The organism is Cellulomonas carbonis, assembly GCF_014636275.1.
Classification (GTDB): Bacteria; Actinomycetota; Actinomycetes; order Actinomycetales; family Cellulomonadaceae; genus Actinotalea; species Actinotalea carbonis.
The window spans coordinates 651,856-675,326 of the sequence record NZ_BMEB01000001.1 but is presented as its reverse complement, the minus strand read 5'-3'; the positions used below and the strand labels follow the sequence as shown (position 1 = coordinate 675,326).

Genomic DNA, 23,471 nt, shown 5'->3' with positions numbered 1-23,471 from the left:
AGACCCGCCGGTCAGACCGTCCGGGGCTCCTCCGTGACCTCGGACGTCGGCTCGACCTCCGGTTCGGGCTCGCCGTCGAAGTCCGTCGGGGGGTCGGTGTGCCGCAGCCGCGAGAACACCGCCCACGCGACCGCGACGAGCGGGACCGCGATCACCGCCCCGAGGATCCCCGCCACGAGCGTGCCCGCCGTGACCGACAGTGCGACGGCGACCGGGTGCAGCGACACCTGCTTGCCCATCACGAGCGGCGTGAGCACGTGCCCCTCGAACTGCCCGATGAGCGCGATGCCCAGGCCCACGACCAGCGCGTCGACGACGCCGTTCGCCGCGAGGGCGACGACCATCGCGATCGCCATCGCGACCGGCGCGCCGATGAGGGGGATGAAGGCGCCGATGAAGACGAGCACGGCGAGCGGCGCCGCGAGCGGGACCCCGACGAGCACGAGGATGATCGCGGCGAGCACGCCGTCGGCGGCCGCGACGATGAACGTGCCGCGCGTGTAGCCCGAGAACGTGTACCAGGCGATCTCGCCGCCCTCGTGCCAGGACTCGCGCACGCGCAGCGGGAGCTGGTTGAGGAACCAGTGCCACATGTCGGTGCCGCGGGTCAGGAAGAACACCGTGCAGAACGTGGCGAGCGCGAGCGCGGTGAAGACGAGGGCCACCGAGCCCGCGCTCGACAGCGCCTGGCTCGCGACGGCGGCGCTGTTGTCCTCGAGCCACTGCTGCCCCGTCTCGAGCCACTGCTGCACGTCGTCGTTCGTCACCGTGAGGTGCAGAGGGCTGTCCTCGAGGAACGTGAGGATCGTCGCGATGCCGTCGTTGAACCGGTCCCCGAGCGTCGACCACTGCCCGGCGACGGACACGCCCACGTACGTGAAGACGCCCGCGACCGCGAGCAGCGCGACGACCAGCGAGATCGTCGTCGCCAGGCCGCGCGGCATGATCCGCGCGAGGAGGTTCACCAGGGGACGCAGCACCGCAGTGAAGACGAACGCGAGAAACACGGAGATGAAGACGAGCAGGATCCGCGACGTCGCCCAGAACACCAGCGCGACCGCGGCGACGACGACGAGCGTCCGCCACGACCAGGCCGCCACGACCCGCAGCCAGTGCGGCGCGTTCTCCTCGTAGCCCACGACGGACGGGTTGCGCCGCGCGCCGGCGACCTTCTTGGCCGCAGGCCCGGCGGCCGTCAGGTGCTTGACGGAGAACCGGCTGCGCTCGCTCGGCTCGGTGGACGTCGTCACGTCCCGCTCCGTCATCGCGCACCCCTCCAGGTCGGGCGTCCGAGCGCCCCACCTCGCAGTCTGCCGCAGACGGACGATGCAGGAGTGGTCGAAACTCCGTGCTATGTTTGGCGCCGCGCTCAGGGGTTCGGACGGTTCACACCGGTCGGATCCAGGGGCCGAGCAGTACCACCTGTCCGGGTGGCGGAATGGCAGACGCGCTAGCTTGAGGTGCTAGTGCCCGTATAGGGCGTGGGGGTTCAAGTCCCCCTCCGGACACTCGTTGAGACAGCGACGACGAAGGCCCCCGACCCATGGTCGGGGGCCTTCGTCGTCATCCCGCGTGCCGTCGGTGCGCCCGGCCGGACACGCCATTCCGCCGGGTGAGCCCGTGACAAAGGTCTCAGGCGCCAGCGCCCCGTCGTTCCTAGCGTGGAGCACACGGAGCGCCTCGCACGACGAGCGCCCCGGTGGACCGCACGATCGGGCAACGGTGCCCGACGGACGTCGAGCAGGAGGCAGCCATGTCCACCACGACCGCCCGCAAGGGCACGAGCACGAGCAGCACCACCGTCTTCCAGGAGCAAGTCGTGACCCGAGCCGGCGCGCGCTACGCGCTCGCGTTCGGCCGCATCGTCATCGGCTGGGTCTTCCTCTGGGCCTTCGTCGACAAGCTCTTCGGTCTCGGGTACGCGACGCCCGCCGAGCGCGCGTGGCTCAACGGCGGCACCCCCGCCCAGGGGTACATCGGCGGCGCGGAGGGGCCGTTCGCAGGCTTCTTCCAGTCGACGTTCCAGAACGCCTTCGGTGACGTCCTGTTCATGGCCGGGCTCCTGGGCATCGGGCTGGCCATGATGCTCGGCATCGGGCTCAAGGTGGCCGCGGTCACGGGCACCCTGCTCATGGTCTTCATGTGGATGACCCAGATCCCGTGGGTCCTCGGCGGCACCAACCCGATCACCACGTCGCACTGGGTCGAGGCGGCGCTCCTCATCATCGCGGCGGCGACGCTCGCCGGGGACACCGCGGGGCTCGGCCGGCAGTGGGGGCGCGTGGTCGGGAACAGCTGGCTCCGCTGACCGGGTCGAGGCCGGTCGGCTCGTGACGGCGCAGCCCGGACGTCCGGGTCTGCGCCGTCGTCGTCACGGCACGACGACGCGCGACGCGTACCGGTTGGCCTGGTGGGCCCGGAAGAGGGTCTTGACGGACCGGTGCCCGAAGCCGGAGTACCACCGGTGCGCGAGCTCGGCCGCGGCACGCAGCTCGGGAGGTGGCAGGTAGAGGCGCCCCACGCGGCCCGTCGGCTCGAGCGCGTAGACGACCGACACGCGCGCCGCCGCCGCGCCCTCGACGCAGGCGAGGTGGTCGCGGTGCTCGTCGGTCGGGTGGGCGGCGACGACGACCGCGCTCACCCCGAGCTGCACGATCGCGTCGCGGACGGGTTCCGGTGTCACACCGCCGTCGGGCAGGCCGAGGCGGACGATGCGGCCCTGGCCTCCCGTGAGCGCGGACCATGCGCCGGCCTGCTCGGCGCGCCGGTACTCCTGCTCGAACTCGGGGCTCCACCCGAGCTTCCGCGCAGCCTTGGACGCCCCGCCGTCGCTCGCGCAGAGCAGCGTCAGCCGGTCCCCGCGCTGGCGGCAGTGCAGGACGTACGCGGCCAGCCGCAGCGTCTCGTCGTCGGGGTGAGGGCTGAGCACCACGGTATGACGAGACACGAACAAGGTGTAACAAAACGGACATCGTGTCTCAAGGGACCGGGCGCGGTTTCACCCGCACGAGAACGCCGCGAGGGCCGGCTGCGACGCACCTCGCCGCCCTGGCTCAGCCTCCGGTGAACCTCGGCGTCCGCTTCTGCTGGAACGCGACGAACCCCTCGGCGTAGTCGTGCGTGCGCGACGCCGCGCCCTGGGCGCGCGCCTCGGCGTCGAGCAGGGCGGGCGACGAGCCGCGCAGCTCGCGGAGGGTGCCCACGATGCGCTTCGACTCGACGAACGCCGCCGTGGGCCCGTCGGCGACGCTCGCGACGAGTGCACGGGCCCGGTCCAGGAGCTCGTCGTCGTCGACCGCGCGGCTCACGAGCCCCACCCGGGCGGCCTCCTCGCCGTCGAGCAGCTCTCCGGTCAGGATGAGGTCCATCGCCCGGTGCGCGCCGAGGCGGTCGACCAGGAGAGCGTGCCCGCCGGAGTCGAGCACCGCGCCGATGCGCGCGAACGGTGAGCCGACGCGCGCGCTGCGGCCCGCGTAGACGACGTCGGCCGCGGCCATGAGCCCGAGCCCGATGCCCAGCGCCGCGCCCTGGACCGCGGCGACGACGGGGACCGGCACCGCGCGCACCGCGGCGAGCGCAGGGTGGACCAGGTCCGCCAGGAACGACTCGGCCTCGTCGGTCGTCGGGTCCACCCCCGCGATGTCGCGGCCCGCGCAGAAGGCACGGCCCTCACCGCGCAGGAGGACGGCGCGCAGGCCGCGCCGGCCCGCGAGCTCCTCGAAGACGGTCCGGAGCGCCCGCAGCGCCGCGGCGTCCAGCGTGTTCAGGCGTGCGGGGCGGTCGAGCACGACCTCCGCGAGCGTGTCCGAGCCGGTCACCCGGATGCCTGCCTGCGCGTGGTCGTCCTGCTCCTCGGGCGCCGACGCGCCGGCGCCCACGCCGTCCCGGGCGCCCACGGGCCCGCTCACCGGTCCCACTCCTTCGCCACGAGCGTGAGCACGTCGTACGTCGCGACGGCCTCGCCGTCCTGGTTGACCACCTCCGCGTCCCACACGACCTCGCCGTAGTCGGCGTCGACGCGCGGCGAGATGCGCTTGACGGTCAGGCGCACGGTGAGCGCGTCGCCCGGGTAGACCGGCGTGAGGAAGCGCAGGTGCTCGAGGCCGTAGTTCGCGAGGACCGGCCCGGGCTCGGGGGAGACGAAGAGCCCCGCGGCGAGCGACACCACGAAGTACCCGTGGGCGACGCGACCCTCGAAGAACGGGTTCGCGGCCGCGGCGACCTCGTCGGTGTGCGCATAGAAGCGGTCGCCCGACAGGTCCGCGAACCGGTCGACGTCCTCGAGGGTCACCGTCCGCGGGCCGCCCGTCACGGTGTCGCCCACCTCGAGCTCCGCGAGGCTCTTGCGGAACGGGTGCGTGCCGCCCTCCCGGCGGGGTGCGCCCGTGACCCAGGTTCCCGTGACGGCCGAGAGCGCACGCGGTGAGCCCTGCACCGCCGTCCGCTGCATGAAGTGCAGCACCGAGCGGATCCCGCCGAGCTCCTCGCCGCCGCCCGCGCGACCGGGACCGCCGTGCACGAGCTGCGGGAGCGGCGAGCCGTGGCCCGTGGACTCGGCGGCGGACTCCTGGTCGAGGACGAGGACGCGTCCGTGCCACGGCGCGACGCCGAGCACGACGTCGCGGACCACGTCGGGGTCGGCGGACACGACGGAGCCCACGAGGCTGCCGCGGCCCCGCGCTGCGAGGTCGACAGCGTGCTCGGTGTCGCGGTAGCCGACGACCGTCGACACGGGCCCGAACACCTCGATCTCGTGGGACTCGCTGCGCGACGGGTCGTCGGCGAGCAGCAGGAGCGGCGGGAGGAACGCGCCGCGCGTCGGGTCGGCGTCGACGACGTCGAACCGGTCGGGGTCGCCGACCACGAGCCGCGCGCCGCGGCGCAGGCGGTCCAGGTCCTCCCGCACCACGGCGCGGTGGTCGAGGCCGACGAGCGCCCCCATGGTGACCTCGTCGGACGTCGGGTTGCCCACGCGAACCCTCGCGCGGACGCGCTCGTCGACGGCTGCGACGACGTCGGGCACGAGGCGCTCGGGCACGAGGGCGCGGCGGATCGCGGTGCACTTCTGGCCCGCCTTGGCGGTCATCTCGGCGACGAGCTGGCGCACGAAGAGGTCCATCTCGGGGCTGCCCGGCTCGACGTCGACGCCGAGCAACGAGAAGTTGAGCGAGTCCGCCTCGGACGTGAACCGCACGCCGCGGTGCTGGACAGCGGGATGGCCGCGCAGCAGCGCCGCGGTCGCCGCGGAGCCCGTGAACGCCACGGTGTCCTGCTCCGCGAGCAGGTCGAGCAGGCCGCGCGTACCTCCGACGACGAGCTGGAGGCTGCCCTCGGGCAGCAGCCCGGACGCGACGACCTCCTCGACCACCGCGGCCGAGAGGTAGGCGGTCTGGGCGGCCGGCTTCACGACGGTGGGCACACCCGCGAGGAATGCGGGCGCGAGCTTCTCGAGCATGCCCCACACCGGGAAGTTGAACGCGTTGACCTGCAGCGCGACGCCCCGGCGCGAGGTGTGCAGGTGCTGCCCGACGAACGCGCCGGAGCGCCCGAGGCGCTCGACCGGGCCGTCGACCAGCACGTGCGCGTTCGGCAGCTCGCGCCGGCCCTTGCCCGCGTAGCTGAAGAGCACGCCGATGCCGCCGTCGACGTCGACCAGCGAGTCGCGCCGTGTCGCACCCGTCCACGCCGAGAGCTCGTAGAGGTGGTCGCGGCGCGCGTTGAGGTGGAGCGCGAGGTTCTTCAGCGCGAGCGCCCGCTCGTGGAACGTGAGCGCGCGCAGCGCCGGACCGCCGACCGAGCGCGCGTGGTCGAGCACGGGCACGAGGTCGATCGGGTCGGTCCCGACGACGGCCACCTGCTCCGACGTCGCGGCGTGCAGGAGCGGCGCCGTCGGTCCGGACGGCGCCTGCCAGCGCCCGGCGACGTAGCTGCGGACGGTCATGCTGCTGACGGCGGTGCTCACGACGGTGCTCCTCGGCTCGTGCCGCCCGCGGGACGGGTGGCACGCGTTCGTATGCTCGGCGGATGGACGACGACGTGCTGCGCAGCGCTCACCCGGGCCTCGGCCTCGGCGACCTCGACCGGAAGATGGGCGTGCGGGTGCTCGAGGCCTCGCCCGAGCGCGTCGTCGCGACCATGCCGGTCGCCACGAACACGCAGTCCTTCGGGCTGCTGCACGGCGGGGCGACCGCCGCGCTCGCCGAGGCCGTGGGGTCCTGGGCCGCGGTCATCCACGCCGGGCCGGGGCGGACGGTCGTCGGCGTGGACCTCAGCGCGACGCACCACCGCAGCGCGCGTGAGGGCGTCGTGACGGCGACCGCGGACGCGCTGCACCGCGGGTCGCGCGTCGCGACGTACGAGGTCGTCGTGCGCGACGAGCAGGGCCGGCGTCTGTGCACGGCGCGCATGACGTCGCTCATCCTCGACCCGCGTCCGTCGGGTGCCCCTCCTGAGGTGCCCGGTCCCGAGGGCTGACCCCGTCCGCGCGGCGACGCTCGCGGTCACGCAGGAACGCGCCCATGCGCTCTCGCTTCTCGGGGTCCTCGAAGAGGAGTGCCTGCGCGACCTGGTCGAAGGCAGTCGTCGCGGGCCGGTGCGCGCGCAGTGCGGCCTTGGTGAGCTCGAGCGCCCGCCACGACCGTGACGCGATCCGCTCGGCGAGCGCGACCGCCTCGTCGAGCAGCGCCCCCGCGGGGTGGACCGCGTCGAGGAGCCCCGCGCGGAGCGCGGCGTCGGCGTCGAGCACCTCGCCCGTGTAGAGCATCCGGCGCGCGGTCTGCAGGCCGACGACCTGGGGGAGCCGCCAGTGCGCGCCCGCCCCGGCGATGATGCCGAGGCTCGGCTCGGGCTGCGCGAACCGGGCCCGTGGGGAGCCGATCCGCAGGTCGCACGCGAGCGCGAGCTCGCACCCGCCGCCGAGCGCCGGACCGTCGACGACGGCGACCGAGGGCCACGGATGCGCCTCGACCCGGTCCATGAGCCCGGAGTTGATCCCGCGCAGCGCCGCCGCGGCGTCACGCTCGAGGAGCTCGGCGATGTCGGCGCCCGCAGCGAACACCCCGGGCGTCGTCGAGTGCACGACGAGCACGCACGGCTCGCGACGCGCGTCGTCGAGCGCCGCGTGCAGCGCGGTGACCGTCGCCTCGTCGAGCGCGTTGCGCTTGACCGGCCGGTCGAGCCCGACGAGCAGGGCGGGCCCGCGACGCGCGACGACGACGCCGTGCGCGGGCCGGTCCCTCGCGGTCACCGGTCGTAGTCCACGGTCACGTGGTCCGTCACCGGGTGCGACTGGCACGTCAGGACCATGCCGCGCGCGACCTCGTCGGGTTCGAGCGCCCAGTTGCCGTCCATCTCGACCGCCCCCTCCAGGACGCGCGCGCGGCACGTCCCGCAGACGCCGTTGGTGCACGCGAACGGCGCGTCGGCACGGACCCGCAGGACGGCGTCGAGCACCGACTCGCCGTCGCGCGGCACGGTGACGGTCGTGGACCGGCCGTCGAGGACCGCGGTCACCGTGGACCCCGGGGCCGCGCGGTCGGGTGCCGCGGGCCGGCGCCGGACGGGGGCCGCGCCGACGTGGAACAGCTCGCGGTGGACGTGCGCGGGGTCGACGCCCCGGTCCAGCAGCGTCGACCGGACCGCGTCGGTGAGGCCCAGCGGGCCGCACAGGAACCACTCGTCGACGTCGTCGACCGGCAGGACGGTGTCGAGGATCCGGTGCATCCGGTCGGTGTCGAGGCGGCCCGACAGCAGCTCGAGGTCGGGGCCCTCCTCGCGCAGCACGTGGAGCAGCTGGAACCGGTCGGGGTAGGTGTTCTTCAGCGCCTCGAGGTCCTCGAGGAACATGATCGTGCCGGGTCGGCGGTTGGCGAGCACGAGCGCCGCGGTGCTCAGGGGCTCGACCGCGAGCGCGGTGGCCAGGATCGACAGCACCGGTGTGACGCCCGAGCCCGCGGCGACCGCGACGTACCGCCGCGCGTGCGTGGGGTCGAGGTCGGGGGAGAACGTGCCCGACGGCGTCATGACGTCGAGCTCGTCGCCGGCGGCGAGGTGATCGGTCGCGTACCCGGAGAACACGCCGTCGGGGACGCGTCGCACGCCGATCCGCAGGACGTCGCCCGTGGCCGGTGCGCACACCGAGTACGTGCGCCGCACGTCCCCCGCGAGGCCCGGCGCGCGCACCGTGAGGTGCTGGCCGGCGCGGAACCGGAACTCGTCGCGCAGGTGCGCCGGGACGTCGAGCGTGACGGCGACGGCGTCGTCGGTCAGGCGGTCGACGGCGGCGACCCGCAGGCGGTGGAAGACGGCGTGCCGCCGGGCCGTGGTCTCGGGGGCGGTCGTCATCGGAGCACCTTGAAGGAGTCGAACGGCTCGCCGCAGTCGCGGCACGACCACAGCGCCTTGCACGGTGTGGACCCGAAGCGGCTGATCTCGCGCGTGCGCAGCGACCCGCACCGCGGGCAGCGCGCGGTCAGGGCGAGCGGCACGGCGGTGACGGGCCCGCCGACGGCCCGGGTCCCGTCGGGCGGGGCGATCCCGAACGCGCGGAGCTTCGCGCGCCCCGACTCGGTGATCCAGTCGGTCGTCCACGCGGGCGCGAGCACCGTGCGGACGACGACGCGTCCGGCGCCGGCGCCGGCGAGGGCGCGCTCGACGTCGGCCGCGATGACCTCGGTCGCGGGGCACCCCGTGTACGTCGGCGTCAGCACCACCTCGACGGCGCCGTCGTCGGACACCGTGACGCCCCGCACGATCCCGAGGTCGTCGAGCGTCACGACCGGGATCTCCGGGTCGGGGACCGAGCCGGCCACGGCGCGCAGGCGCGCGACGTCAGGCACGGCACGCGTCGCGGTCACCAGCGCGCCCCGGGGTGCGCGCGGTGCAGGTGCTGCATCTCGGGCAGCAGGTGACCGAGGTGCTCGGTGTGCAGGCCGCGACGTCCGCCGCGCGCGTGCCACGTCGGGCTCGGCACCGTCAGCGTCGCGCGCGCCACGACGTCCTCCACGTACGCCGACCACGGGGCGCGCAACGACGGCGGGTCCACCGCCACGCCGGCGAGGTGCGCCGCGACGTCGTCGGCCGCGAACAGCTCGTCGACGTACGGCCACACGCGGTCCAGGCCCGCCTGCATCCGGCGGTGCCCCTCGTCCGTGCCGTCGCCGAGGCGCAGCACCCAGTGCGTCGCGTGGTCGCGGTGGTACGCGGCCTCCTTGACGGCCTTCCCGGCGAGGCCCGACAGCACCGGGTCCGCGCTGTCGCGCAGGGCCGACCACAGCTCGCACTGGTACGCGGAGAAGACGAGCTGGCGTGCCGTCGTCACGGCGAAGTCGCCGTTCGGGATCTCGACGAGGCACACGTTGCGGAAGTCGCGCTCGTCGCGGCCGAATGCGAGCGCGTCCTCGTCGCGCCCGGCGCCCTCGAGCTCGCCCGCACGTGTCAGGAGAACCCGCGCCTGCCCGAGCAGGTCGAGCGCGATGTTCGCGAGCGCGACGTCCTCCTCGATCTGCGGGGCACGGGTGATCCACTCGCCCAGCCGCTGCGCGAGCACGAGCGCGTCGTCGCCCAGGCCGAGGAGGTAGGCGACGAGGGGTTCCGTCGTCGAGGTCCCGCCGGGAGCGGGCCCGGCAGCCGCCGCGGGTGTGCTCACAGGTGCTCGACCCCCTCGGGGACCTCGTAGAACGTCGGGTGGCGGTAGGCCTTGTCCATCGCGGGGTCGAAGAACGGGTCCTGCTCGTCGGGCGTCGTCGCGAGGACCTGGGACGACGGCACGACCCACAGCGACACGCCCTCGCCGCGGCGCGTGTAGACGTCGCGTGCGTTCCGCAGGGCCATCGCGCCATCGGGCGCGTGCAGGCTGCCCACGTGCTGGTGCGACAGCCCCCTGCGTGACCGGACGAAGACCTCCCACAGCGGCCAGCCGTGCGGGGTGCGGGGCGTCCCGGTCGCGCGCGACACCTCGGGCACCCCGGGCGCGCGGGGCGTCGTCGCGCTCATGCGGCGGCCGTCGCGCGCGTCGTGTCGGCGTGCTTGGCGGCGTACGCCTCGGCGGAGTCGCGCACCCAGGCGCCGTCCTCGTGCGCCGTGCGGCGCCGCTCGACGCGCTGCGCGTTGCACGGCCCGTCGCCCCGGATGACCCGGTCCAGCTCGTCCCAGTCGACCGCCCCGAAGCGCCAGTGCCCGGACCTCTCGTCCCAGCGCAGGTCCGGGTCGGGCAGCGTGAGGCCGAGCGCCTGGGCCTGCGGCACGGTCATGTCGACGAAGCGCTGCCGCAGCTCGTCGTTGCCGAACCGCTTGATGCCCCACGCGGCGGACTGCGCCGAGTGGGTCGAGGCCGCGTCCGGGGGGCCGAACATCATGAGCGAGGGCCACCAGAACCGGTTCACGGCGTCCTGGGCCATCGCCTTCTGGGCGGGTGTGCCGTGCGAGAGCGTGTGGAGGATCTCGAAGCCCTGCCGCTGGTGGAAGGACTCCTCCTTGCAGATCCGCACCATCGCGCGCCCGTAGGGCCCGTACGAGCACCGGCAGAGCGGGACCTGGTTCATGATCGCGGCGCCGTCGACGAGCCAGCCGATCGCACCCATGTCCGCCCACGTGAGCGTGGGGTAGTTGAAGATCGACGAGTACTTCTGCCGTCCCGTGTGGAGCAGGTCGAGCAGGTCCTCGCGGTCGATGCCCAGCGTCTCCGCCGCCGAGTAGAGGTAGAGCCCGTGGCCCGCCTCGTCCTGGACCTTCGCGATGAGGATGGCCTTGCGGCGCAGGCTCGGCGCGCGCGTGATCCAGTTGCCCTCGGGCTGCATGCCGATGATCTCGGAGTGTGCGTGCTGCGCGATCTGCCGGACGAGGGTCCGTCGGTAGCCCTCGGGCATCCAGTCGCGCGGCTCGATGCGGACCTCGTCGGCGATCATCGCCTCGAAGCGTCGCTCGAGCTCCGCCTCGGCGGTGGGTGCGCTCCGGCTCTCGCTCCGGGTCTCGCTCAGGGCGTCGTCGTGCACGGGACCTCCGTCCCCGGCGGCGGCACTGCCGACCGGAATTGCCGAACGAACGTTCGTTAACGATGTTAGGGCAGACTGATGACGTGTCAATGACGGAGCGCGGGTCCGGCCCGCCCGCGGCGCGGCGCGGCCGTCCGGCCCGGTACACGCCGGACGACCTGCTCGCCGTCGTCGCGCAGGTCTTCCTCGAGCGCGGGTACGACGCCGCGAGCATGGCCGACCTCGCGCGGGCCAGCGGCCTGACGAAGTCGGCGTTCTACCACCACGTGAGCGGCAAGGAGCAGCTGCTGCGCCTCGCGGTGAACCGTGCGCTCGACGCGCTCGAGGGCGTCTTCGACGAGGAGGCGTCCGACGACGACGCGGTCGTGCGCCTCGAGCGCGTGCTGCGGCGCACGACCGAGGTGCTGCTGGCCGAGCTGCCCTACGTGACGCTCCTGCTGCGCCTGCGCGGCAACACCGAGGTCGAGCGCGAGGCCGTGGTGCGCCGCCGCTCCTTCGACACGCGCCTCGCGCTGGTGGTCCGCGAGGCCATGGACGACGGCCGGATCCGTGCCGACCTCGACCCGCGCCTGGTCACCCGGCTCCTGTTCGGCATGGTCAACTCCGTGGCCGAGTGGTACCGGCCGGGTGCGACGCGCGACGCGGCGTCCGGCGCCCAGGTGGTCCACGCGGTCGTCGAGCTCGCGCTCGACGGCCTGCGCGCCGACCGCGGCGAGAGTGACGTCCGTCACGAGAACGTGCATCCGCCGAGCCGCTCCGGGCCGTAGTGGAGGTGAGGGCCGGGACGACCCGGTCCTCCGGACCACACCTGGAGGCCCCCATGCTCAGGAAGATCGCCATCGCGACCGCTGCCGCCGCCCTCGGTGCCGGGCTGCTCGCGGCCCCCGCCGCCGCCGCTCCGCCCGCCGACGCCGGCGCCAAGGGCGCGTGCGTCCAGGCCGGGATCGGGACGCTCAAGGACCTCGGCCTCCTGCAGGCCGCGGCGCAGCAGCAGATCGACTACTCGACGCTCGCCGACCCCGTGGCGGGCCCGATCTTCGCCGACCTGCCCGAGGGCAGCTTCCTCTCGCTGGGCCAGGTCGTGAAGCTGCACACGAGCTCGCCCGAGCTGTTCGCCTGGTGCCGCTGACGACACGAGGCGCGTAGCCGACGGCGCGCGTGGTCCTGCCCGGGCCACGCGCGCCGTCACGGCCCCGGCCGTGCCGTCACACGGCCTCGAGCAGGAGCGCGACGCCCTGGCCCACCCCCACGCACATCGTCGCGACCGCGCGCCGCGCCCCCGAGGAGCGCCGGTCCGCGAGCTCGACGGCGGCCGTGAGGGCGAGCCGCGCCCCGCTCATCCCGAGCGGGTGCCCCAGCGCGATCGCGCCGCCGTTCGGGTTGACGTGCTCGGCGTCGTCGGGCAGCCCGAGCTCGCGCAGCACCGCGAGCGCCTGCGCCGCGAACGCCTCGTTGAGCTCGACCAGGTCGACGTCGGCCAGGGTGATCGCCGCGCGCTCCAGGAGCCGCCGCGTCGCGGGGACGGGCCCGATGCCCATCGTCCTGGGCGGCACGCCGACGCTCGTCATGGCCGTCACGCGCGCGAGCGGCGTCAGCCCGAAGCGCTCGACCGCGCGGCCGGAGGCGACGAGCACCGCGCACGCGCCGTCGTTGACGCCCGACGCGTTGCCGGCGGTGACGGTCCCGCCCGGCAGCAGCGGCCGGAGTGCCGCGAGGGCCTCGAGCGAGGTCCGTCTCGGGTGCTCGTCGACGTCGACGACAGCGTCGCCGTGACGACCCGGCGCCCGGACGGCGACGACCTCGCGCGCGAGCCGGCCGCTGTCGCGCGCGGCCGCGACGCGCTGCTGCGAGCGCAGCGCGAACGCGTCCTGGTCCGCTCGTGTGATCCCGCGCTCGCGCGCCACGTGCTCGGCCGTCTCGGGCATCGAGTCGGTCCCGTACAGCTCGCGCATGCGCGGGTTGACCAGGCGCCACCCGATCGTCGTGTCGGTCATCTCCGCCTCGCGCGACCACGCGGTGGCGGCCTTGGGCACGACGAACGGGGCGCGGCTCATGCTCTCGACGCCCCCGGCGACCACGAGGTCGGCGTCGCCGGCGCGGATCGCGCGCGCCGCGGTGCCGACCGCGTCCAGGCCCGACGCGCACAGCCGGTTCACGGTCGCACCCGGGACGCCGACGGGCAGGCCCGCGAGGAGCGCGGCCATGCGCGCGACGTTCCGGTTGTCCTCGCCGGCCTGGTTCGCGCAGCCCAGCACGACGTCGTCGACCGCGTCCCAGTCGACCGACGCGTGACGATCCACGAGCGTGCGGACGACGTGGGCGGCGAGGTCGTCGGGACGGACCGGCGCCAGTGCGCCCCCGTACCGGCCGATCGGCGTGCGCACGCCGTCGACGAGGAAGGCCTCGGTCACGCCCGCCCCCCGTCCGTCGCCGGGGTGGTGGGCGACGTCGCCGCCGGCGGGCTCGTCGAGCCCGCCGTCAGGAGCGGGCGACCCAACGAGCGGCTCCGACCGCGGTACTCGGCGATCACGGTCCCGTCGGCACGCGTCACGGTGACGTCGTACACGCCGCTGCGACCGCGGCGCACGCGCCTCGCGGCGTCGGCCGTCAGGTCGTCGTCCAGCACGGCGGGCTCGACGAACACGATGTCGAAGCCCGCCGCGACCGTGACCTCGTCCTCGGTGTTGCACGCGAAGGCGAACGCGCTGTCCGCGAGGGCCGCGAGGTAGCCGCCGTGGCACGTGCCGTGCCCGTTGAGCATGTCGCCCGTGACGCGCATCGTCACGCGGGCCGTCCCGGGGCCGACGTCGGCGAGGCGCATGCCGAGCCGCCTGCTCGCGGGGTCCGCCGCCCACATCGCCTCCGCGCAGCGGCGGGCGAGCGCGTGCGCGTCCGGGGGACCCGCGTCCGTGCCCGCGCCTGCGTCCGTGCCCATCCCGGTGCCGGTCCCCGTGCCCGTGCTCGTGCCTGTGCTCGTGCTCGTGCTCGTGCCTGTGCTCGTCGCCCCGCTCACGCGACCGCCTCCCGTCGTCCGTGCAGGGACGCCCCCGCCGCGACGGCGTCCCGGAGCGCGCGGCACACGCGGTGGCGCGGGCTGCCGGGGGACAGCGCGTCGAGGAGCGCCGCGACGCGCCCCGGTCCGATCCGATCGCCCCACTCGAGGGGGCCGAAGGGGTACCCCGCGCCGAGCCGCATCGCCGTGTCGACGTCCTCGGGCGTCGCGACGTCGTGCGCGACGACGTCGCACGCCTCGTCCACGAGGAGCGCGACGGTGCGCGCGACGAGCAGCCCGGGGACGTCCGGCAGGACGCTGACCTCGGCGCCCGTGGCCGCGAGGAGCCCGACGACGCTGTCGCGCAGCGCCGTCCGGCCGGCCTCGGGCACCCCGACGGCCCAGCGCCGCGCCGTCGCCGCGTCGGCCACGAGGTCGAGCACGGCCGTCGGCCGGCCGGAGCGGGCCTCGTGCTCCGCCGCGGTGCGACCGTCGGTCGGCACCAGGTCGCCGTCGCCCACGCGCGCCACGGGTTCGCCCGTCGGGTCGTCGACCACGACCTCGACGCCCGCCCGGCGCACCCGCTCCCACAGGGGTGCCCACGGCCCCCAGTCGCCGCGCACCCGGACGCGTGCCGGCGCGCTCGCCGCGGGCGTCGGGTCGGGCGGGGGCGGACCCTCGGGGTACCGGTAGAAGCCCCGTCCGCTCTTGCGACCCAGCCGGCCGCACGCCACGAGCGACACCTGCGCGGTCGACGGCGTGAACCTCGGGTCGCGTCCGGTCTGCTCCCAGACCGACCGCGTCGTCGCGAGGTTGACGTCGTGCCCGATGAGGTCGGCGAGCTCGAGGGGACCCATCGGGAACCCGCCCGCCTCGCGCAGCACGGCGTCGACCGTCGACGGCGCCACGCCCGAGGCGAGCAGGCGCATCCCCTCGCCGTAGAACGGTCGTGCGACGCGGTTGACCACGAAGCCCGGTGCCGAGCGGACCGGCACGGGGGTCTTCCCCCAGGCGGCCATGAGCTCGGACACCTCGGCGACCACCGCGGGATCGGTCCGTGCCCCGCGGACCACCTCCACGAGCCGCATCACGGGGGCGGGGTTGAAGAAGTGCGTCCCCACGCACCGCCCCGGGTACCGCAGCCCCGCGGCGACGTCCGTGACCGACAGGGACGACGTGTTGGTCCCGAGGACCGCGTCCTCCGCGACGACGTCCTCGAGCCCGCCCAGCAGGTGCCGCTTGACGTCGAGCTGCTCGGCGACGGCCTCGACCACGAGGGCCGCCGCGTGCAGGTCCGCGAGCGACGGCGCCGTCGTCACCCGCGCCCGCGCGGCGCGCGCCGCGGCCGGGTCGAGTCGGCCGCGGTCCGCGAGCCGGTCGAGCGCGGCGCCGATCGCGGTGACCGCCTCGTCCGCGCGACCCGCCGCGGTGTCGTGCAGGAGCACGGGATGTCCCGCGAGCGCGGCGACCTGGGCGATCCCGGCTCCCATGGTCCCGGCCCCCACGACCGCCACGGCGGCGGGAGCCGCGAGCCGGCTCACAGGTCCGCCAGGTCCAGCAGCGCGGCCCACGGCTGCTCGACCGCGTCGGCGACGAACCGCAGGAAGCCGCCCGCGGTCCCGCCGTCGCACACGCGGTGGTCGAAGACGAGCGACAGCTGGGTGATGCTCCGCACGGCGACCTGACCGTCGACCACCCACGGGCGGGCCATGACCCGCCCCATCCCGAGGATCGCGACCTCGGGGTGGTTGATGATCGCCGCGCTGCCGTCGACCCCGAGCACGCCGTAGTTGTTGAGCGTGAAGGACCCACCCGTGAGGTCGGCCGCGGTCGCGGTGCCGGCCCGCGCGGCGCCCGTGAGCCGCCGGATCTCCTCGTGCAGCGCGCGCGTGCGCAGCCGGTGCGCGCCGCGGACGACCGGCACCACCAGCCCGCGGTCCGTCTGCGCCGCGATGCCGAGGTTGACGCCCGCCAGGTGCACGACCTCCTGCCGCTCGGTGTCGACCCGCGCGTTGAGCTCGGGGAAGCGCTCGAGCCCCGCGACGACGAAACGTGCGACGAGCGCGAGGAGGCTCGGCGCGCGACGGTCGGGCGCCGCGAGCCGGTCGCGCAGCTCCAGCAGCGCCGTCGCGTCGACGTCGACCCACGTCGTGGCCTCGGGGATCTCCTGGCGGCTGCGGCTCAGCGTGGCCGCGATGGCGCGCCGTACGCCGGTCAGCGGGACGCGCTCGCGGACAGCCAGGCCCGTCCGGGCGTCGGTCGCGTCGGAGCCGGCGCCGGCGTCCACCGTGCCGGACCGGACGTCGGCCCGCTCGGCCCGCTCGGCCCGCTCGGGACGGTCAAGACGGTCGCGCTCGGCGATCGCGCGCTCGACGTCGCCACGCACGACGACGCCGCCCGGGCCGGTGCCGCTCACCGAGCGCAGGTCGACGCCGGCGTCCCGGGCCATGGTGCGGACCAGCGGCGAGCTCACCGCGACCGCCCGCGTCGTGGGAGCCGTCGCGGGAACCGGCGCCGGACGGGGCCCGGCCCCGCCCGCGGCCGGCGCGCGAGGCGGTGCCACCACGGTCGGCGTCGTCGCGGGAGCGGGGGCCGCCCCCCCGGTCGCGGCGGCCCGACGCGCACGGCGCCCGCCGCTCGGCGCCGACGCGGCCGAGGTGCCGTACCCGATCAGCACGTTGCCCGAGCCCGCGCGCTCCTCCTCCAGGTAGGTCGTCGCCGACGGGTGCGCGGCCGGGTCGTCCGGTCGGGTCGCGCCCGGCCCTGCGGGCGTCGTGACCGCACCGTCGCCCCCCGCGTCGACGGACAGCAGGGGAGCGCCGACGGCGATGACGTCGCCCTCCTCGCCGTGCAGGCACGCGACGAGGCCCGCGTACGGCGACGGCACCTCGACCATGGCCTTGGCGGTCTCGACCTCCGCGACGGGTGCGTCGACCTCGACGGGGTCGCCCACCTCGACGAGCCAGCGGACGAGCTGCGCCTCCTCGAGACCCTCGCCGAGGTCGGGGAGCGTGAACACCTCGCGCGTCACGACAGCCCCCACTGCAGCTCGTCGACCGTGTCCAGGACCCGGTCCACCGACGGCAGGTGGTGGCGCTCGAGGCGCGGGGGCGGGTAGGGGATGTCGAAGCCCGTGACGCGGCGCACGGGTGCGGCGAGGTGGTGGAAGCACTGCTCGGTCACGCGCGCGGCGACCTCCGAGGCGACCGACGCGAAGCCCGACGCCTCTGCGACGACGACCGCGCGACCCGTGGCCCGCACCGCCGCGCAGACCGTCGCGTCGTCGAACGGGACGATCGATCGGAGGTCGACCACGCCGATGCTGCGGCCCTCGGCGGCCCCCTGCTCGGCCGCAGCGAGCGCGACCTGCACCGCGGGGCCGTAGGCGATCAGCGTCACGTCGGTGCCCTCGCGGCGGACGACGGCACGCCCGATCGGCGGCACCTCGGCCGCGACGTCGACCTCCTCCTTGGTGAAGTACTGGCGTTTCGGCTCGAGGAAGACGACGGGGTCGGGGTACCGGATGGCCTGCCGGAGCAGGCCGTACGCGTCCTCGTTCGTCGCGGGCGCGACGACGGTGAGGCCGGGGGTGTGGGCGTAGTACGCCTCGGAGGAGTCGCAGTGGTGCTCCACGCCGCCGATGCCACCGCCGTACGGCACCCGGACGACGACGGGGAGGCGTACGCGCCCCCGCGTGCGGTTGCCCATCTTGGCGAGGTGGCTGACGACCTGCTCGAAGGCCGCGTACGCGAAGGCGTCGAACTGCATCTCGACCACGGGGCGCATCCCGTTCATCGCCATGCCGATCGCCAGGCCCATGATCCCGGACTCGGCGAGGGGGGTGTCGAAGCACCGGTCCTCGCCGAACCGGGCCGTCAGGCCGTCCGTGACGCGGAAGACGCCACCCAGGGGCCCGACGTCCTCGCCCAGGACGAGGACCGTGGGGTCGGCCTCCATCTCGTCGCGCAGAGCCGCGTTGAGCGCGCCCGCCATCGTCGTCTTCACCGGTCGGCCCCCTCGGCGGCGAGCTCGGCGCGCAGCAGGTCCCGCTGCGCGAGCAGCTGTGGTGTCGGCGTGGCGTAGACGTGCTCGAAGAGCTCGTCCGGGGGGACGGCGGGCGCCTCGGCGAGACCCGCGCGCACCGCGGCCGCGAGGGCCTCGGCCTCCGCGGCGAGCGCGCGCTCGGCGTCGTCGTCGAGCGCTCCCTCGGCGCGCAGGTACGTGCGGACGCGGCTGATCGGGTCGCGCGCCTCCCACTCGTGCACCTCGTCCTGCGAGCGGTACCGCGACGGGTCGTCGGCGTTCGTGTGGGCGTGCACGCGGTACGTGTCCGCCTCGACGAGCACGGGACCACCTCCCGCGGCGGCGTCGGCCACGGCCCGACCGAGCACGGCGGACAGCGCGACGACGTCGTTGCCGTCGACGAGCACGCCGGGCATGCCATACCCGACGCCCTTGCTCGCAAGCGACGGCGCGACGCACTGCCGGGACAGGGGTACGGAGATCGCGTACTTGTTGTTCTGCACGAGGACGACGACGGGTGCGCGCAGGACCGCGGCGAAGTTGAGCGCCTCGTGGAAGTCGCCCTCGCTCGTCGCGCCGTCGCCGCACAGCGCGAGGGCGACGGTGTCCTCTCCCTTGAGGCGCGCGGCGTGCGCGACGCCGACGGCGTGCAGGAGCTGCGTCGCGAGGGGCGTGGCCTGTGGTGCGACGTGGTGGACCACGGGGTCGTAGCACGAGTGCCAGTCGCCGCGCAGCCACGCGAGCACCTCGACGGGGTCGACGCCGCGCGTGGCGACCGCGACGCTGTCCCGGTAGGTCGGGAACAGCCAGTCGCCCGGTCGCAGCGCGAGGGCCGCGGCCACCTGGCAGGCCTCCTGGCCGTGCGACGACGGGTACACGGCGAGCCGGCCCTGACGCACGAGGGCGCCGGCCTGGTCGTCGAGGCGCCGGCCCAGGACCATCGCGCGGTACCGCGCGACGAGGTCGGGCAGCGGGAGCGGGGGGTAGCGGTCGTCCTGGACGGCGACACCGTCCGCGTCGAGCAGCCGGACGGCCTCCACGGCGACGTCGACCGACATGAGCACCTCCTCGTCGAGAGCTGTCCTGACTATGGCCCCCCTGGAGTCGGATGGGTATGTTCGGCGCCCAGGCAGCAGACATTTGGCACGGCCAGCGCCGTGGAAGAAGCAGGACGTCCTGCCGCGACGGTGCGGCGGAGAGGCGACGGCGACACTTGGACGCACAGCTCGACGACACCGACCGGCGGATCCTGCACGAGCTCACGCGGGACGGGCGCATGTCGGTCCGCGCGCTCGCGGACGCCGTCAACGTGTCGCGGTCCCACGCCTACAGCCGTGTCGAGCGCCTGCGCGCGCTCGGGGTGCTCGAGGGGTTCACCGCGGTCGTCAACCCCGCGCGGAGCGGGCTCGGGACCTCGGCGTACGTGACCCTCACCGTGCGGCAGAGCTCGTGGCGCGAGCTGAGCGACCGCCTGCGTCACGTGCCCGAGGTCAAGCACATGGCGCTCGTGGGCGGCGGCGACGTCGACGTGATCCTGCTCGTCCGGACGCGCGACAACGAGGCGCTGCGCCGCGTCGTCCTCGACGTGCTGCAGGAGATCCCGGGCGTGCTGTCCACCCACACGCTGCTGATCTTCGAGGACATGCCCAACCGCTGAACCCGGACACCGGTCGTTCCCGGCGGTCCGCGGCCTGGCGGGCCGTGCGCCACGTCCCGCCGGACCCTACGGCTCGCGCACCGCGGCGGGCCGGGGCACGCTCGGACCATGGCCATGATGGAGCCCTTCGTCCCGCACCCGCCCACCGAGGAGACGGTCGCCGCCGCCGATGCGGGCGCCGGTGCGCCGGGCCTGGCCGACGGCACCGGAACCCCCGAGACGCCCGAGTTCACCGCCCCGGAGGGCACGGACCCGCTCACGCACGAGCCGCTCGTCGAGCCCGACGAGCGCGACGGCACGCCGGCCTGACCACCGGCGCGGGCCGTCCGGCAGGGCCGACGGCGCGCAGGTCCGCGTTCTCCGACCGGCTCGCGCGGCCCTAGGCTGGCGCGCGCACGAGCGCCCCTGCCGCCGCGAGGAGACCATGAGCGAGCCCACGGCCGAGTCCGCGTCGGAGACGACCGCCGAGCGGCCCGGGCTCCTCGCGCGCTCCCGCGATCTCGTCGGCGACTCGGTCTCGGTCGTCGTGGCCGGCGCGCGGCTCTGGGCGGGTCACTGGCCGCTCCTGCTCACGGTCGCGCTGCTGGGCGGCGCGGGTCGGATGGGCGCGATCTGGGGAGCCATCGAGGTGTCCGAGGTCAGCCCGACGCTCGGGTTCGCGGTCCTGGCGCTCGCACCCCTGTCCTCGGTCGCCGCGATCGTCGTCATGCTCCACCTCCTGCGCGACGCGCTGCCGTCGCTCGCCGCCGCCGGGGCCGTGCGCGCGCCGGACGACGTCACGAGCCGGCGCGAGCGGCACGTCGTCGACGTGCTCGCGAGCGTCCTCGTCCCGTTCCTCGCCGTGTACGCGTCCTACGGGCTGCTCGCGGAGGACAGGTTCCGCTACCAGAACGGCATCCTGGGCCGCGAGTTCTACACCGACGGCGTCCTGGGTGGCGGCACGTTCGACGGTGAGCGGTTCTTCGCGGCGACCGGCGTCGCGGAGGTCGTGCTCGTCGCGGTCGCGGTCGTGCTCCGGTGGGGTCTCGCGCGCCTCGACGGACGGCTCGCGTCCCGCGGCCGCCCCCGTCCGCGTCCCCTCGCGTTCGGCGGCGCGTACGTCGAGGTCTTCTGGATGACGGCGCTCGCCGGTGTCCTCGTGCACTACAAGGACCGGGCGTGGGCGTGGGCCGAGAGCCGGCGCGCGGTCGACGTGGTCGTCGACGCGTGGCTGCGGGTGCTCGACGTCCTCGGCCCGCTCGGTCGCCCGGTGGACACGGTGGTCGACGGGCTGCTCGGGGTCGTGGCGGCGGTCGACGGCCTCGTCGTCGTCCCGGTCGCCTGGCTCGCGGTGGGCGCGGTCGTGTACGGCCACCGGCTCGCCGCACCGCCGCGGCGCGTCCGGACCCTCCCGGGGGCGGCACGCGTGCCCGTGGTCGTGCGCCGGTGGGGCCTGGACGTGGCGGACCAGGTGGTCGGCGACCTGCGGTCCCGCTTCTCCGCCCTCGCGTCCGGGCTGCGTCAGCTCGCGGTCGCCGGGCTGGGGCCGATGCTCGTGTTCGCGCTGGTGTTCCTCGTCGTCGGCGGGCTCGAGGATGCGCTCGCGGTCGGGGTCCGCCAGGTGGTGGGCCCGCAGGACCTGTGGACCTGGCTGTCCTTCGCACCCCACGTCGAGACCGTGACCCGCGCGGTGGGCCTCACCGTGACGGCCGCGCTGCTCGCGGCGGCGGTCGACCGCGTGCTCGCGCCGTCCGTGGGTCAGTCGAGCGCGAACGACGCGTAGTCCGGCATCTCCCACCAGAGCACGACCTCCGAGGGGTCCGTGCCCTCGGGGACGAGCACGACCGGGCTCGTCGTCCACGTCGCGGGGCGCGGTGCGTCGGACGGTGTCACGGACCCGTCCAGCCCGACCATCGGCCCGGGCGCGTCGCTGGGCACGCAGGGCGAGAACCCCTGGTCGGCGACGGCACCCGGGAGGTGGTCGTAGCGGGTCCCGTCCGCACCGCGCAGCGCGAGCGTGCAGCCGACCAGCGGGACGTCCGGCGCCGCCGAGAGCGTCAACCGGACCTGGACACCGACCGTTCCGTCGGGGAGCTCCTGCGTCGTCCAACCCGCCGGTGCGGGCTCGACGGAGTCGACCCGGACACGGACCGCGCGTGTGTGCTCGAGGCCGTCCGCGGTGTAGTCGTCGGCGAAGTCCAGCCACTCGCCGGCCGGGGCCCGCTGCGGGGCGTGCAGGCCGCTCGGCCAGAGGTACGTCGGGATCCGCTCGGAGGACGCCGCGAGCGCGGCCAGGAGCGCGACGGGCAGCCCGACGACGCCGAGCCGGTTGCGCGCCCACCACGTGCCGCGGGCCCGGCGCGTCACCGGGCCTCCCCGGCGCCGACGTCCTCCGGCTGGGGGACCGTGAGCGGCTCGGTCGTGGCGGCCCAGCGCCGCGCGTCCGCATCGGTCACGCCGAGGTCGACGACGGCGACGTCGTCGAGCCGGTGGTCGTCGCGCAGCCCCAGCACGAGCTCCGCGCCGGCTGCGGCGTCGACGGGGAGCTCGACCGTGACCCACGCGCGCCGCGTCATGCCCGCCTGCACCGTCCCGGGCAGGAACGAGCTGCGCGTCCCCCGCGCGAGGAAGGTGCGTCCCTGGTCGTCGCGCACCTCGGCGTGCGTGAGGGTCCGCGGCTCCCCGTGCGCCGTGATCGTCACCGGGACGCTCAGCCAGACGCCGGTGGTGGACATGGCGGTCCCGAGCTGCTCGACGACCGTCGAGCCGTCCGCGGCGCCGACCGTGACGGTCGCGTACCGCAGGCTGACCGGTTCGCCCACGTCGCCCACCCGCTCGAACGGCGCGGACACCGCGTCCTCGGACGGGAGCGCCGAGCGCACCGCCTGTCCGACGACGAGCGCAGCCAGCACGAGCGCGGCCGACCCGACGCGGTGCGCGGCGCGGCTCGTCACCGGCCCTCCGTCGAGTCGACGGCCTCGCGGACCGGGAGCGTGCCCCGCGCGACGACGGCGGGGTCGGTCCACTCGTCGAGGTCCTGGAGGCTGCTCGAGCGGAAGGTCTGACCGACCGCGACGAGCGTGACCTCGGTGGGCGGGGCGACGTCGCCGTCCTGCTCGAAGAGGAACACGGCGTCGTGCTCGAGACCCGGCTGCACGGGTGTGAGGCGCGACCCGTCGGTGAGGACGAGGCGCTCGGTCGAGCCGACCAGCCCGGTCGCCGGGTCGGGACGTCCGACGAGGCCCGGGACACCCTCGAGGGAGAGCGTCGGACGCAGCTCGGGTCCCAGGAGCGTCGCGTCGTGCGTCGAACGGAACGTCGTCAGCACCGCGATCCAGCGGTTGCCGTCCTCCGACGGGTACGCGCCCGGGAGCTCGTCGACCCACAGGACCTTGTCGACCGTCACCTCGAGCGGGGCCGCCACGAGCGCCGTGCCGGGCGCCAGGGCGTCCACGGTCGTGCCGGCGTCGCGGAGCCCGCCGAACGCGGCGGTCGAGGCGAGCAGCACGACGGTCGCGCCCGCGCCGAGGTCCCGCAGGGGACGGTCGAGCAGCCGGCGCGCGACCGCGCTGCGGGCGACCGCGATCCTCCGCCGACCTGCGCGCGCCTCGGCGCGTCCGCCTCGGAGGGCGTCCGCGCGACGACGGACGGCGGCGTCCACGACCGCGGGTCCGGTCTCGTCCGAGGGGGTGGGCACGGCGAGAGTGTAGGGACTGCGGGACGTCGAGGCGCCGTCGTCCGCCCTGCCAGGGAGCACCGGGACGGCCGTCCCGCCGCTGCCGCCCCGCGCACGGCCGGGTCGCTCCGGGCGGCAGCGTGCGGTTCGCGC

At 75.3% G+C, this 23,471-nt stretch carries 26 protein-coding genes and 1 tRNA gene; 8 read left to right on the top strand and 19 right to left on the bottom strand.

The features are described from left to right. Positions 1-11: 11 nt before the first annotated feature. A complete protein-coding gene (locus tag IEV86_RS03105; protein WP_306460047.1) occupies positions 12-1,250 on the bottom strand; it encodes an AI-2E family transporter in 1,239 nt (412 codons plus the stop codon). A 174-nt stretch (positions 1,251-1,424) separates the two neighbouring features. On the opposite strand from IEV86_RS03105, the gene IEV86_RS03100 reads away from it, so the two are divergent. Next, a tRNA-Leu gene (locus IEV86_RS03100) sits at positions 1,425-1,508 on the top strand. Positions 1,509-1,753: 245 nt separating this feature from the next. Continuing rightward, positions 1,754-2,308, top strand: coding sequence for a hypothetical protein (locus IEV86_RS03095; protein WP_043602993.1), 555 nt, complete (start codon positions 1,754-1,756; stop codon positions 2,306-2,308). A gap of 63 nt (positions 2,309-2,371) precedes the next feature. On the opposite strand, the gene IEV86_RS03090 is transcribed toward IEV86_RS03095, so the two are convergent. The 3 genes from IEV86_RS03090 to paaZ all read right to left on the bottom strand — a co-directional run bounded on the left by IEV86_RS03090 (position 2,372) and on the right by paaZ (position 5,941). After that, positions 2,372-2,932 (bottom strand): PIG-L deacetylase family protein, encoded by a 561-nt coding sequence (locus IEV86_RS03090; protein ID WP_043602901.1) that lies wholly within the window; start codon positions 2,930-2,932, stop codon positions 2,372-2,374. A gap of 121 nt (positions 2,933-3,053) precedes the next feature. Further along, positions 3,054-3,908 (bottom strand): enoyl-CoA hydratase/isomerase family protein, encoded by an 855-nt coding sequence (locus IEV86_RS03085; protein ID WP_306460046.1) that lies wholly within the window; start codon positions 3,906-3,908, stop codon positions 3,054-3,056. After that, positions 3,905-5,941, bottom strand: coding sequence for a phenylacetic acid degradation bifunctional protein PaaZ (gene paaZ, locus IEV86_RS03080; protein ID WP_043602987.1), 2,037 nt, complete (start codon positions 5,939-5,941; stop codon positions 3,905-3,907). Before paaZ ends, IEV86_RS03085 begins: the two co-directional genes overlap by 4 nt. Before the next feature lie 83 nt (positions 5,942-6,024). Here paaZ and IEV86_RS03075 point away from each other — a divergent pair, with 83 nt between their 5' ends. Next, positions 6,025-6,474 carry a PaaI family thioesterase gene (locus IEV86_RS03075; RefSeq protein ID WP_052425855.1) on the top strand — a complete coding sequence of 150 codons (450 nt, stop codon included), beginning with the start codon at positions 6,025-6,027 and terminating at the stop codon, positions 6,472-6,474. Here IEV86_RS03075 and IEV86_RS03070 read toward each other — a convergent pair. From IEV86_RS03070 to paaA, 6 genes are read right to left on the bottom strand one after another with little or no spacing between them, the layout of a single operon-like run. Further along, the gene (locus IEV86_RS03070; protein ID WP_202595132.1) at positions 6,416-7,246 is read right to left on the bottom strand and encodes an enoyl-CoA hydratase/isomerase family protein; all 831 of its coding nucleotides are present in this window, start codon (positions 7,244-7,246) and stop codon (positions 6,416-6,418) included. The two genes, IEV86_RS03075 and IEV86_RS03070, sit on opposite strands and share 59 nt — an antisense overlap. Further along, positions 7,243-8,343, bottom strand: coding sequence for a 1,2-phenylacetyl-CoA epoxidase subunit PaaE (gene paaE / locus IEV86_RS03065; RefSeq protein ID WP_043602898.1), 1,101 nt, complete (start codon positions 8,341-8,343; stop codon positions 7,243-7,245). Before paaE ends, IEV86_RS03070 begins: the two co-directional genes overlap by 4 nt. Beyond that, the gene (gene paaD, locus IEV86_RS03060) at positions 8,340-8,855 is read right to left on the bottom strand and encodes a 1,2-phenylacetyl-CoA epoxidase subunit PaaD (RefSeq protein ID WP_202595131.1); all 516 of its coding nucleotides are present in this window, start codon (positions 8,853-8,855) and stop codon (positions 8,340-8,342) included. The genes paaE and paaD overlap by 4 nt, the downstream gene beginning before the upstream one ends. After that, on the bottom strand, positions 8,852-9,646 hold the full coding sequence (paaC, locus tag IEV86_RS03055; RefSeq protein ID WP_081978481.1) for a 1,2-phenylacetyl-CoA epoxidase subunit PaaC: 795 nt from the start codon (positions 9,644-9,646) through the stop codon (positions 8,852-8,854). Before paaC ends, paaD begins: the two co-directional genes overlap by 4 nt. After that, entirely contained in the window at positions 9,643-9,993 is a 351-nt protein-coding gene (gene paaB / locus IEV86_RS03050) for a 1,2-phenylacetyl-CoA epoxidase subunit PaaB (RefSeq protein WP_081978480.1), read from the bottom strand. Before paaB ends, paaC begins: the two co-directional genes overlap by 4 nt. Continuing rightward, positions 9,990-10,976: a 1,2-phenylacetyl-CoA epoxidase subunit PaaA gene (paaA, locus tag IEV86_RS03045; protein ID WP_043602976.1), complete on the bottom strand. Its 987-nt coding sequence runs from the start codon at positions 10,974-10,976 to the stop codon at positions 9,990-9,992. The genes paaB and paaA overlap by 4 nt, the downstream gene beginning before the upstream one ends. A 104-nt stretch (positions 10,977-11,080) precedes the next feature. Between paaA and IEV86_RS03040 the strand changes: the two genes are divergently transcribed. Together IEV86_RS03040 and IEV86_RS03035 are read left to right on the top strand one after the other, a co-directional pair. Further along, a complete protein-coding gene (locus IEV86_RS03040; RefSeq protein ID WP_052425854.1) occupies positions 11,081-11,758 on the top strand; it encodes a TetR/AcrR family transcriptional regulator in 678 nt (225 codons plus the stop codon). Positions 11,759-11,811: 53 nt separating this feature from the next. Beyond that, complete coding sequence (locus IEV86_RS03035) at positions 11,812-12,120, top strand: hypothetical protein (protein ID WP_043602896.1); 309 nt, start codon at positions 11,812-11,814, stop codon at positions 12,118-12,120. Between the two features lie 76 nt (positions 12,121-12,196). On the opposite strand, the gene pcaF is transcribed toward IEV86_RS03035, so the two are convergent. The 6 genes from pcaF to pdhA are packed head-to-tail and all read right to left on the bottom strand — an operon-like array spanning position 12,197 to position 19,064. Further along, positions 12,197-13,402, bottom strand: coding sequence for a 3-oxoadipyl-CoA thiolase (gene pcaF / locus IEV86_RS03030; protein WP_043602893.1), 1,206 nt, complete (start codon positions 13,400-13,402; stop codon positions 12,197-12,199). Beyond that, complete coding sequence (gene paaI, locus IEV86_RS03025) at positions 13,399-14,004, bottom strand: hydroxyphenylacetyl-CoA thioesterase PaaI (RefSeq protein ID WP_229734445.1); 606 nt, start codon at positions 14,002-14,004, stop codon at positions 13,399-13,401. The genes pcaF and paaI overlap by 4 nt, the downstream gene beginning before the upstream one ends. Beyond that, the gene (locus IEV86_RS03020) at positions 14,001-15,524 is read right to left on the bottom strand and encodes a 3-hydroxyacyl-CoA dehydrogenase (RefSeq protein WP_043602890.1); all 1,524 of its coding nucleotides are present in this window, start codon (positions 15,522-15,524) and stop codon (positions 14,001-14,003) included. Before IEV86_RS03020 ends, paaI begins: the two co-directional genes overlap by 4 nt. After that, a complete protein-coding gene (locus IEV86_RS03015; RefSeq protein WP_229734444.1) occupies positions 15,521-17,026 on the bottom strand; it encodes a dihydrolipoamide acetyltransferase family protein in 1,506 nt (501 codons plus the stop codon). The genes IEV86_RS03020 and IEV86_RS03015 overlap by 4 nt, the downstream gene beginning before the upstream one ends. Beyond that, entirely contained in the window at positions 17,011-17,976 is a 966-nt protein-coding gene (locus tag IEV86_RS03010) for an alpha-ketoacid dehydrogenase subunit beta (RefSeq protein ID WP_043609307.1), read from the bottom strand. Before IEV86_RS03010 ends, IEV86_RS03015 begins: the two co-directional genes overlap by 16 nt. An 8-nt stretch (positions 17,977-17,984) precedes the next feature. Then, positions 17,985-19,064: a pyruvate dehydrogenase (acetyl-transferring) E1 component subunit alpha gene (gene pdhA, locus IEV86_RS03005; RefSeq protein WP_043609308.1), complete on the bottom strand. Its 1,080-nt coding sequence runs from the start codon at positions 19,062-19,064 to the stop codon at positions 17,985-17,987. A 155-nt stretch (positions 19,065-19,219) separates the two neighbouring features. Here pdhA and IEV86_RS03000 point away from each other — a divergent pair, with 155 nt between their 5' ends. The 3 genes from IEV86_RS03000 (at position 19,220) to IEV86_RS02990 (ending at position 21,425) form a co-directional block, all read left to right on the top strand. Then, positions 19,220-19,663 carry an Lrp/AsnC family transcriptional regulator gene (locus IEV86_RS03000; RefSeq protein ID WP_043609285.1) on the top strand — a complete coding sequence of 148 codons (444 nt, stop codon included), beginning with the start codon at positions 19,220-19,222 and terminating at the stop codon, positions 19,661-19,663. A gap of 108 nt (positions 19,664-19,771) precedes the next feature. Continuing rightward, positions 19,772-19,972: a hypothetical protein gene (locus IEV86_RS02995; RefSeq protein ID WP_152605761.1), complete on the top strand. Its 201-nt coding sequence runs from the start codon at positions 19,772-19,774 to the stop codon at positions 19,970-19,972. A gap of 115 nt (positions 19,973-20,087) precedes the next feature. Beyond that, the gene (locus IEV86_RS02990) at positions 20,088-21,425 is read left to right on the top strand and encodes a hypothetical protein (RefSeq protein ID WP_052426503.1); all 1,338 of its coding nucleotides are present in this window, start codon (positions 20,088-20,090) and stop codon (positions 21,423-21,425) included. Here the strand turns inward: IEV86_RS02990 and IEV86_RS02985 are convergent. From IEV86_RS02985 to IEV86_RS02975, 3 genes are read right to left on the bottom strand one after another with little or no spacing between them, the layout of a single operon-like run. Continuing rightward, positions 21,401-22,009: a hypothetical protein gene (locus IEV86_RS02985; protein ID WP_043609292.1), complete on the bottom strand. Its 609-nt coding sequence runs from the start codon at positions 22,007-22,009 to the stop codon at positions 21,401-21,403. The two genes, IEV86_RS02990 and IEV86_RS02985, sit on opposite strands and share 25 nt — an antisense overlap. Then, the gene (locus tag IEV86_RS02980) at positions 22,006-22,596 is read right to left on the bottom strand and encodes a DUF4352 domain-containing protein (RefSeq protein WP_043609299.1); all 591 of its coding nucleotides are present in this window, start codon (positions 22,594-22,596) and stop codon (positions 22,006-22,008) included. The genes IEV86_RS02985 and IEV86_RS02980 overlap by 4 nt, the downstream gene beginning before the upstream one ends. Then, complete coding sequence (locus tag IEV86_RS02975) at positions 22,593-23,339, bottom strand: hypothetical protein (protein WP_043609303.1); 747 nt, start codon at positions 23,337-23,339, stop codon at positions 22,593-22,595. The genes IEV86_RS02980 and IEV86_RS02975 overlap by 4 nt, the downstream gene beginning before the upstream one ends. Positions 23,340-23,471: the final 132 nt, after the last annotated feature.

Excerpts from the sequence above, each read along its gene's own strand:
- IEV86_RS03095 (WP_043602993.1), top strand. The coding sequence starts at position 1,754 with ATGTCCACCACGACCGCCCGCAAGGGCACGAGCACGAGCAGCACCACC.
- paaZ (WP_043602987.1), bottom strand. The coding sequence starts at position 5,941 with ATGACCGTCCGCAGCTACGTCGCCGGGCGCTGGCAGGCGCCGTCCGGA.
- IEV86_RS03075 (WP_052425855.1), top strand. The coding sequence starts at position 6,025 with ATGGACGACGACGTGCTGCGCAGCGCTCACCCGGGCCTCGGCCTCGGC.
- paaE (WP_043602898.1), bottom strand. The coding sequence starts at position 8,343 with ATGACGACCGCCCCCGAGACCACGGCCCGGCGGCACGCCGTCTTCCAC.
- paaB (WP_081978480.1), bottom strand. The coding sequence starts at position 9,993 with ATGAGCGCGACGACGCCCCGCGCGCCCGGGGTGCCCGAGGTGTCGCGC.
- IEV86_RS03040 (WP_052425854.1), top strand. The coding sequence starts at position 11,081 with ATGACGGAGCGCGGGTCCGGCCCGCCCGCGGCGCGGCGCGGCCGTCCG.
- IEV86_RS03035 (WP_043602896.1), top strand. The coding sequence starts at position 11,812 with ATGCTCAGGAAGATCGCCATCGCGACCGCTGCCGCCGCCCTCGGTGCC.
- IEV86_RS03010 (WP_043609307.1), bottom strand. The coding sequence starts at position 17,976 with ATGGCGGGCGCGCTCAACGCGGCTCTGCGCGACGAGATGGAGGCCGAC.
- pdhA (WP_043609308.1), bottom strand. The coding sequence starts at position 19,064 with ATGTCGGTCGACGTCGCCGTGGAGGCCGTCCGGCTGCTCGACGCGGAC.
- IEV86_RS02995 (WP_152605761.1), top strand. The coding sequence starts at position 19,772 with ATGGCCATGATGGAGCCCTTCGTCCCGCACCCGCCCACCGAGGAGACG.
- IEV86_RS02990 (WP_052426503.1), top strand. The coding sequence starts at position 20,088 with ATGAGCGAGCCCACGGCCGAGTCCGCGTCGGAGACGACCGCCGAGCGG.